The organism is Rhodopirellula maiorica SM1, from assembly GCF_000346295.1.
Classification (GTDB): Bacteria; Planctomycetota; Planctomycetia; order Pirellulales; family Pirellulaceae; genus Novipirellula; species Novipirellula maiorica.
Genome location: NZ_ANOG01001073.1, coordinates 1 through 6,322 on the forward strand (window position 1 = coordinate 1; position 6,322 = coordinate 6,322).

The 6,322-nt window shown below is 52.7% G+C and carries 4 protein-coding genes and 1 pseudogene; all 5 read left to right on the forward strand.

From position 1 onward, the window contains the following. A pseudogene (locus RMSM_RS34830) lies at positions 1-1,037 on the forward strand (sulfatase-like hydrolase/transferase); the annotation flags it as partial. 97 nt (positions 1,038-1,134) lie between these two features. Next, positions 1,135-2,622, forward strand: a complete 1,488-nt coding sequence (gene pap, locus RMSM_RS34835) for a polyphosphate:AMP phosphotransferase (protein WP_236622427.1) — start codon at positions 1,135-1,137, stop codon at positions 2,620-2,622. Between the two features lie 756 nt (positions 2,623-3,378). Next, positions 3,379-4,332: an AraC family transcriptional regulator gene (locus RMSM_RS34845; protein WP_008708896.1), complete on the forward strand. Its 954-nt coding sequence runs from the start codon at positions 3,379-3,381 to the stop codon at positions 4,330-4,332. 401 nt (positions 4,333-4,733) lie between these two features. Then, positions 4,734-5,975, forward strand: a complete 1,242-nt coding sequence (locus tag RMSM_RS34850) for a DUF1559 domain-containing protein (protein WP_008708898.1) — start codon at positions 4,734-4,736, stop codon at positions 5,973-5,975. Positions 5,976-6,097: 122 nt separating this feature from the next. After that, on the forward strand, positions 6,098-6,265 hold the full coding sequence (locus tag RMSM_RS41625; RefSeq protein WP_008708900.1) for a hypothetical protein: 168 nt from the start codon (positions 6,098-6,100) through the stop codon (positions 6,263-6,265). Positions 6,266-6,322: the final 57 nt, after the last annotated feature.

Consider the following 6,322-nt stretch of genomic DNA (forward strand, 5'->3'; position numbering starts at 1 on the left):
GTTACTGCGTGAGAACGGATACTACGTTGGCCATGTTGGCAAATGGCATAATGGGGAAAATTCCGGCCGAACGTTTTGACTTCAGCCGTTCCTACTATGGAACGCACTGGATCACCAAACCCGATGGTTCAAAGATCCATGTGACCCAAAAGAACGAAGACGACGCCATGGATTTCTTAAAGAGTCGTCCTGCCGACAAGCCATTTTGTCTGACAGTGGCATTTTTTGCCACACACGCCGAGGATTCACATCCACAGCAGTTTCTGCCGCAACCCGAAAGCATGGCGTTGTATCAAGACGTCACGATTCCTGTGCCCGTCAACGCGACCCAGGAATCGTTTGAACGGTTGCCCGATTTCGTTGGCAATGAAAAGAACGAAGGACGCAATCGATGGCACTGGCGATTCGACACGCCCGAAAAGTACCAAACAATGATGAAAAATTACTACCGGTTGGCAACCGAGGTCGACACCACTTGCGGACGGATCCTTGCGGAACTGAAGCAGCAAGGGCTCGATGAGAATACCCTGGTCATCTTCACCACCGACAACGGTTATTACCACGCCGAACATGGGTTGGCCGACAAGTGGTACCCACACCAAGAGAGTATTCGCGTGCCGCTGATCGTGCGTGACCCGCGGATGCCCAACTCCGACGCGGGTCAAACCAATGACGCACTGACGTTGAACGTCGACTTGGCTCCGACCATCCTTGCCGCCGCGGGAATCGACGCCCCCAAAACCATGCAAGGTGCCAACATCGCACCGCTATACCTGGGCGACGACAAGCCCGAGTGGCGTGATGAGTTTTTCTACGAGCATCCGATGCTAAAGAGCACCGAATTCATTCCTGCTTCCGAGGCGCTCGTTAGCAAGGATTGGAAATACTTCTATTGGCCCGAATTTGATCGTGAGCAATTGTTCAACCTGAAGCACGATCCGATCGAAGAGAATGATCTGGCGGGCGATCCAGAGCACGCAGGCCAGTTGCGCAAAATGAGGGCACGATTTGCCCAGCTCAAAGCTGCAGCGAAGTAGCAAATCCCCCAGTGGATTGCCAGTCGCCACGATTGCATCATCAAAACGCTATAGTGGTGGTGAAATCACGAGCCTCAATGAGCAAAAGGTAGGAATAGTGAGACTGGCAAACTTTGTGCATTCCGAAAAACTGAAGAAACGCGAGTACGAAGCTCGCTTACCGGCTCTTCGCGCGGAATTGTTGGAGGCACAGAACTCGCTTCGCAAAGCAAATTTTCCTGTGATTGTTCTGTTTGCCGGTGTGGACGGCGCAGGCAAGAGCGAAATGGTGAATTTGTTGAATGAATGGATGGATCCCCGATGGCTGATCAATCGCGCCTACGCCAGGTCGTCCGATGCGGATACCGATATAGAGCGGCCCGTCTTTCGCCGTTATTGGCACGACTTGCCGCCTCGCGGTCAGATCGGTTTGTTCTTGAGTGCGTGGTATTCGCAGGTGTTGCTGGGATCGGTCGCTCAAACCGTTTCTGAATCCGAATTCCCGAGGCATGTCCAGCGGATTTGTCGGTTTGAACGAACGCTGGCGACCGACGGTGCGTTGATCCTGAAGTTTTGGATGCACCTCGACAAACGCCGCCAACGAAAGCAGCTAGAGCGGCTGGAAGCGAATCCTGCAACCGCTTGGCGTGTGACGCACACGGATTGGGCCCATTGGGCGATGTACAACCGATTTGTCGTCGCAGGCGATCAAATCATTGATGCCACCGATGCTCCGCTCGCACCATGGCGAGTCATCGACGGTGCCGACCACCGGTACCGCTCGATGGCCATCGGACAACACATTTTGGACGCGATCAAGAAACGCTTGAACGTCGCCTCACCGGTGCCAGTGCCGACCGATCACAAACCCAGTCCCGTCGATTGGTTATCAGGTGTCGATCTGAAACAGACACTCAACAAGAAGGAATACCGACTCAGACGAGAGCAGGCACAGGGGGACCTCAATCGGCTGTGTCGACAGGCCAAACAACAAAAGGTTTCCAGTGTACTGGTCTTCGAAGGCTGGGACGCCGCAGGCAAAGGCGGCGCCATCCGGCGGATTTTGCGGGCACTTGATCCCAGGACCTATCGGGTGATTCCGATTGCTGCACCCACCGAAGAAGAACACGCACAACACTACCTGTGGCGATTTTGGCGTCACTTGCCCAGCGCCGGAAACATCACGTTCTTTGATCGTTCGTGGTATGGACGAGTGCTGGTCGAACGTATCGAGGGTTTTGCTCGAACCGACGAATGGCAGAGAGCCTATAACGAGATCAACGAGTTTGAGCAAGAGTTGGTCGAAAGCGGCATCATGATCTGCAAATTTTGGTTGCATATCGATCAGGATGAACAGCTCCGTCGATTCGAAGAACGTAAAACGATCCCTCACAAAGCGTGGAAGTTGACGAAAGAAGATTGGCGTAATCGGGAAAAGTGGGACGTGTATGAGCAGGCCGTCAATGATATGATCCAATACACCAACACATCGTATGCGCCCTGGACCATCGTCCCCGCAAACGACAAATACACCGCCCGGGTTCATGTACTCGAAACCGCTTGCGAACATTTGCAGAAGACACTAAGCAGTCGTACGCGACGTTAATTCGATCGACAGCCGCCGACCTGTCGTGTTGGGCTGCGTCCCTTGCTGCCCGGACATTGCGTTGCCAACACAGTCCATTGGCTTCATGATTTACCGCCGGTCCGTGAGCCGATAAGCGCTCCTTGAGCGGACATTGCGACCTCGTATCGAGGGTCATTGTCATGGGACGAGAATCTTCAGTCCGGCGGCAATCGGGTTTGCACCTGCATCGCGTCTCGTCCTATTTCAATGGACCGCAGCTTGGGCGTCTAAAGCGTCCCCCTCGCCACTCGCTAAGAAATGATCTGTAAGTGTCTCCGATGATAGCAATCTAGGATCGTGATCCGATTGCATCGAAAAAATTGAAAAGAACCAAAAATCACCGCAAATCTCATCAGCGAAATCGGGATACACGCTGATGGTCACCGAGTGACATTATGATCATTTGATTCGCTGGCAGTTCGCGATGGCGCCACAATTGCTTGCATCTGGGTTAAGCGGGAACGGACCGGTGAAATCTCGTTAGCCGGATGTAGCGAATGAGCTGCAAAGGCCGGAGCCCGACACAATGACTCAGTAAATGTGTCGGCCTCCGGCCTTAAAAAAAGAACGAATGCGAGTTGTTAGAGTCACCCTAAGCCGGACGTTCGCTTACGCATCGCGGGTTACGTAAAAGCTTCACATCGTTTCGTTTGGGCGTTAGTACCGGTTGAGCAAGGGAACCGAGGCAAATGCCCAAACAACGAACCTACTGAAAGCCCCGCGAGCTGATATTTGGTGGAGACCGAAGAATTGAACGAGCAAGCATTCGAAGACTATTACCACTATTTGCCTGTCAATGACGCGGCGATGTTATGGGGGATCTACGTGACGGGAGTAGGGCGTGGGGGCGTGCTACCGCAAGCGGAGTACCCAGCGAAAGGTCATCCCGGTCTGTACCAATTTACGTGGGCACGTGGCAGAGTGCTCCCAGAGTTTCAAGTGGTATTAATTTCAGACGGTCAAGGTGTTTTCGAATCACAACAAACTGGAGAGGTCGCGATCGAAGCGGGGCACGCCCTTCTCTTGTTTCCCGGCGTGTGGCATCGATATCGTCCATTACAACAAGTGGGATGGCAGGAACACTGGATCTCTTTCAATGGCGTGATGACACACCGGCTACAAGAGCTTGATCTGATCCGTCCCAATCGAGCGGTGGGTCGGGTCAAGGGATACAAAACACTGGCAGATCGCTTTGACGACCTCATTCAGCGAGTCAAGACTTCACTCAATCAGAATTCAGTATTGCTGTCGATGCAAGCCATGGCATTGATTGGAAGTGTTATCGAAGCGATGGCAACTCCGGGCCAGATCCCAGGTGGCAACCGCACGGTACGCGAAAAGGACATTTCCGATCCACTGGTCGCCGATACTCTTAATTTGATTTGGACGCATAGCGATCGCGCGTTCTCAGTGAAAGCGTTTGCGGACCGATTGTCGGTGAGCCGCCGTGTTCTGGAACGCCGTTTTGCCGCAGAACTTGGGCATTCCATCTTAGAAGAAATGGTGACTTGTAGATTAAGTCGGGCCAAGCGTCTGCTACGTGAGACGGATCTCGGAGTAAAGGAAGTTGCCTATATCGCTGGATTCCCAAGCGAGGAACGAATGCGAGTGACTTTCAAAGCGACGGAGTACATGTCGCCATCACAATACCGCACCGGCGTCTTGGATCAACAACCCAAGCCTGGGTGATTACCGCGGCAGCAAGTGACCTGTTCAGAATGACAACAATGTCGGTTCGCGATTCCGATTGAGTTTTTCGTCATCGGACGACGTTCCCTCATCAATGGCGTCAAACTTCTCCCCTCAAATTCGCTGGCTCGATAACCGAAATGTCAGTCGTCGCAAAACAAGGGGTGAATCCACATTGCCGCCTCCAGCGTGGAGGTTAGCATTAACACGTTGAGGGTAAGTAACGCGTCGGTAGCTTCCGTTACGGTGGCGAACAGACTGGTGACTAATGATCTCAACGTTGCGAGATGCACTGCTAATCCTTCACGGTGTGGTTAACCATTCGCGAGCGTTGGCTGCGTCTCGAACTCACTTTTGCGTAAGACAACTTCCTTATTTCTTTTCTTATCTGGAGTATTTTGATGAAACGTTCACGTGTTGGTTTCACGCTCGTCGAACTGCTGGTGGTCATCGCTATCATTGGTGTATTGGTCGGGCTTTTACTGCCTGCTGTCCAGGCTGCTCGAGAAGCAGCTCGACGAATGAGCTGCAGCAACAACTTCAAGCAGATCGGTTTAGCGGTGCACAATTATCACAGTGCGTACAACATGCTGCCACAGTGTGGTGGAGGAACCTATGGTGGCGTGGGCTCTCCTTCGTCCACGGGCCTTGCTCAGACGTTGGCTGATGTTCCCAAGGCTTCCAATAACATGTCGTTAAGTTGGCTTGTGGGACTAACTCCATTTGTGGAACAGCAGGCGCTTTGGGAGCAGATAAGCAATCCGTATCAAGTCAATGCGACTACCAGTTTTCAGTCGATGGGGCCAACACCGCGGCGTCATCTTTCCAATCACAATACGGCCGCATTCGATCCTTGGATGACATCCGTTCCTGGTTTTCGGTGCCCCAGCGACCCAGGCTCCGGTCTGCCGAGTCACGGCCGCACCAACTATGGTGCATGTTACGGCGACTCAGCTTTTCAACAAGCTGGTCCGCGGACGGACACCCATTTCTTCGGGATTACCGATTCCACACGAGCTCAGAATACGAACGCAGGTTGCCGCGGCGCTTTTATTTGGCGTAAGCAAACGGCGTTTCGTGACATTTTGGATGGCCTGGCAAACACCATCATCGGCGGCGAGATTGCGACAGACTTAGGTGACCAAGACAATCGCACACATCCTGCAAAACTGACATCCTCCGCAACAACATCGGTCCACCGAGAGCATGGCAACCAGGGTTGTGATGGCGACATCGATCCGTCGCGTCCGCAATTTTGGAAAGCGGGTTTTACCGAGACGTCCTTCAACGCGAGTGTCGGTCCGCTCGAGGAGCAAAAGCGAGGTTTTAAATGGGCGTTTGGTGAACCCGTGTTTTGCGGGATGACAACCATAACACCTCCCAATGGTGTTCTTTGTACTGGTGATCTTTCCATATCCGATGCGATCGCTCCACCGAGCAGTCGACATCAAGGTGGGGTGCATGTGCTGATGGGTGACGGAGCCGTCAAGTTCGTCACGGATTCGATCGAGGCTGGAAACCAGTCCAGTCGACACGTTGGAAATGGCGCCGACTTTCTGCCGCCAGGAAGTATGAGCCCGTTTGGGCTGTGGGGTTCACTTGGGACACGTGCAGGAAAAGAAACGATCAAGGATGAATTCTAGGCGAGCGAGTGCTCTGGCAATTCGTTCTTGAATCGACCTTGTCGATTGTTGCGTTGGTTCACCCGATACGCGGGTGAACCAATTTATTCTGTTCAGATGATTATAACTCGGAAGTTCAAAAGATGAAGCGTTCATGGTTTGCGGTGGCGGCAATTGTTGTGTCGTTTTCTCTGGTTGGCTGCGACGATTCTGGAGTAGCAAAAGTTGAAGCGGAAAAAGAAGAGATTGCAAAATGGGTGGAAGAGAACCCCACACCTCTGGTAACCGACGATGATGCAGTCGTTGAATAGGCAACCGTTCTGTGTTGTTCGGCAATAGAAGTGTTCGTTAGTCAAATCGCCTGTTAA